Below are 2,776 nucleotides of genomic sequence, written 5' to 3' on the forward strand. Positions count from 1 at the left end.
ACAGCCAGCTGGGCGAAGAAAAAGTCAAAGACATCGAGAACTACATCATCAAAGGTGTACTTTGGCGGGCGTTCACCTCGGAAACCCCCGTGGCCATCCTGATCGACGAGATCGACAAGGCCGACATCGAATTCCCCAATGACTTGCTGCGCGAGATCGACCGCATGGAGTTTTATTGCTACGAGACGCGCCAGCTCATCAAGGCCAAGACCCGCCCGCTGGTGTTCATCACCTCCAACAACGAAAAAGAACTGCCCGACGCTTTCTTGCGCCGCTGCTTTTTCCACTACATCAAGTTCCCCGAAGCGGACACCATGCGCCAGATCGTGGATGTGCACTTCCCCACGCTCAAGAAAGACCTGCTGGCCCTTGCGCTCAAGACCTTTTACGACGTGCGCGGCCTGCCCGGCCTGAAGAAAAAGCCCTCCACCAGCGAATTGCTGGACTGGCTCAAACTGCTGGTGGCCGAAGACATTCCCCTGGAGGCCTTGCAAAGCGCCGACCAAAAAGTGTCGGTGCCCCCGATGGTGGGCGCACTGCTGAAAAACGAGCAAGACGTGACGCTGTTTGAAAAGCTGGTTTTCATGAACCAGCGCAACCGCTGAAGTCCAAAGCCTTCTGCACAACAGCCCCTCCCGGAACAGCGCCCGAAGGATTGAGCGACGATGACCGTTTTTGCAGAGCCCACCACCTTGAGCAGCCCGCACGTTCGGCTGGAGCCGCTGACGCTGGCCCACCACGACGACTTGGTGGCGGCAGTGCGAGATGGTGAGCTGTGGCAACTCTGGTACACCGCCATTCCAACACCCGAAGGCATGGCGGCTGAAATCGAGCGCAGGCTCCAGTTGCAAACCCAAGGCAGCATGTGCCCCTTTGCCGTGATCGACCCGGCCACAGGCCAAGCCGTGGGCATGACCACCTACATGAACATCGATGCGACCCACCGCCGGGTTGAAATTGGCTCCACTTGGTACCGCAAAAGCTTGCAGCGCAGCCCTCTCAACACCGAAGCCAAGCGCTTGCTGCTGGCTCACGCGTTTGAACAGCTCCAATGCATCGCGGTAGAGTTTCGCACCCACTTCTTCAACCAGCAAAGCCGCCGCGCCATTGAGCGCTTGGGGGCCAAACTGGACGGCATTTTGCGCAGCCACCAAATAAACACCCACCCTTTGGGCGCTGGCGCACTGCGCGACACCTGCGTTTACAGCATCATTGCCACAGAATGGCCCAATGTGCGCACCCACCTCGACTTTCAATTGAGCCGCACCAGAACCGAGGAACCCCGGCCATGCTGATCGATTTTTTCTACACCCTTCGCGCCGCCAAACTGCCCGTCTCGGTGCGCGAGTACTTGACGCTGCTTGAAGCCCTGCAGGCCAACGTGGTCGGCCCGGCCTCAGACGCTTGCGGCATCGACGATTTCTACCACCTGGCACGCACCGTGATGGTCAAGGACGAGAAGCACTTCGACAAGTTCGACAAGGCTTTCGGCGCTTACTTCAAGGGCGTGGAGATGCTGACCGACTTCACCAAAGAAGTGCCGCTCGACTGGCTTGAAAAAATCCTGCAAAAAGAACTCACGCCCGAGCAAAAAGCCGCCATCGAGAAGATGGGCTGGGACGAGTTGATGGACACTTTAAAGAAGCGCCTCGAAGAACAAAAAGAGCGGCACGAAGGTGGCAACAAATGGATCGGCACCGGCGGCACCTCACCTTTTGGCAATGGCGGTTACAACCCACAGGGCATCCGCATTGGCGGCAAGGGTGGCAACAAAAGCGCCATCAAGGTCTGGGAGCAGCGCGCTTACAAGGACTATGACGACCAGCAGGAACTGGGCACGCGCAACATCAAAGTGGCGCTGCGCCGCCTGCGCCGCTTTGCGCGTGAAGGTTCTCAAGACGAACTCGACTTGGACGGCACCATCCGCAAAACAGCGGCCAATGCAGGTTATCTGGACATTCAGATGCGCCCGGAGCGCCACAACAATGTGAAAGTGCTGCTGCTCATGGACGTGGGCGGCACCATGGACGAACACATTGCGCGGGTGGAAGAAATGTTCTCAGCCGTGAAGACCGAATTCAAACAACTCGATTTTTATTACTTCCACAACTGCGTCTACGACTTCATGTGGAAGAACAACAAGCGCCGCTATGCCGAAAAATTCCCCACCTGGGACATCCTGCGCAAGTACAACAAGGACTACAAGCTGATCTTCATCGGGGACGCCACCATGAGCCCTTACGAGATTTTGCAAAAAGGCGGCAGCGTCGAATACAACAACGAGGAAGCCGGGGCCGAATGGCTGCAACGCCTGACCCACACCTTCCCCAAGTTCGCCTGGATCAACCCCGAACCCCAAGGCGTGTGGCAATACCGCCAGAGCATCTCCATCATCCAGCAACTGATGAGCAACCGCATGTACCCGCTGACCCTCAAGGGGCTGGAAGATGCGATGCGTTTGCTGAGCAAATGAGGCGGCCTGCGCGGCCCGCTTGCATATCGCGCATGGCTTGGGCCTTGCTGTTGGCTGCGCTCTGGGCAGCAGCCCTTGGACCTGCCAGGGCACAAGCCGAAGTGCCACCTGCCTCAACAGCAACCCCTGCCGTCAAGCCCATTGAGCCCCCCGCACAGCAAGCCTTTGTGCTGGATGTACGCAGCAGCGACAAAGCCATCAGCGCTTTTTTGGCTCAGCACCTGGACTTGCAACGCTACCGCAGCCTGAGCGATCTGGACGAAACCGAGTTGACCCGTTTGCTGCGCGATGCCGATGTGCAGG

At 58.1% G+C, this 2,776-nt stretch carries 3 protein-coding genes and 1 pseudogene; all 4 read left to right on the plus strand.

Features of this window, described 5'->3' with window-relative positions; translation table 11 throughout:
- The coding region (locus Q0341_RS04690; protein WP_299510904.1) for a MoxR family ATPase at positions 1–605 on the plus strand (605 nt) is incomplete at its 5' end.
- A gap of 60 nt (positions 606–665) precedes the next feature.
- A complete protein-coding gene (locus Q0341_RS04695) occupies positions 666–1,295 on the plus strand; it encodes a GNAT family protein (protein ID WP_299510905.1) in 630 nt (209 codons plus the stop codon).
- Positions 1,289–2,473 (plus strand): VWA domain-containing protein, encoded by a 1,185-nt coding sequence (locus Q0341_RS04700; protein ID WP_299510906.1) that lies wholly within the window; start codon positions 1,289–1,291, stop codon positions 2,471–2,473. The genes Q0341_RS04695 and Q0341_RS04700 overlap by 7 nt, the downstream gene beginning before the upstream one ends.
- Before the next feature lie 32 nt (positions 2,474–2,505).
- A pseudogene (locus Q0341_RS04705) lies at positions 2,506–2,776 on the plus strand (outer membrane protein assembly factor); the annotation flags it as partial.

Origin of the sequence: uncultured Limnohabitans sp., from assembly GCF_937889215.1 — a bacterium.
In the GTDB taxonomy this organism is placed as follows: domain Bacteria; phylum Pseudomonadota; class Gammaproteobacteria; order Burkholderiales; family Burkholderiaceae_C; genus Limnohabitans_A.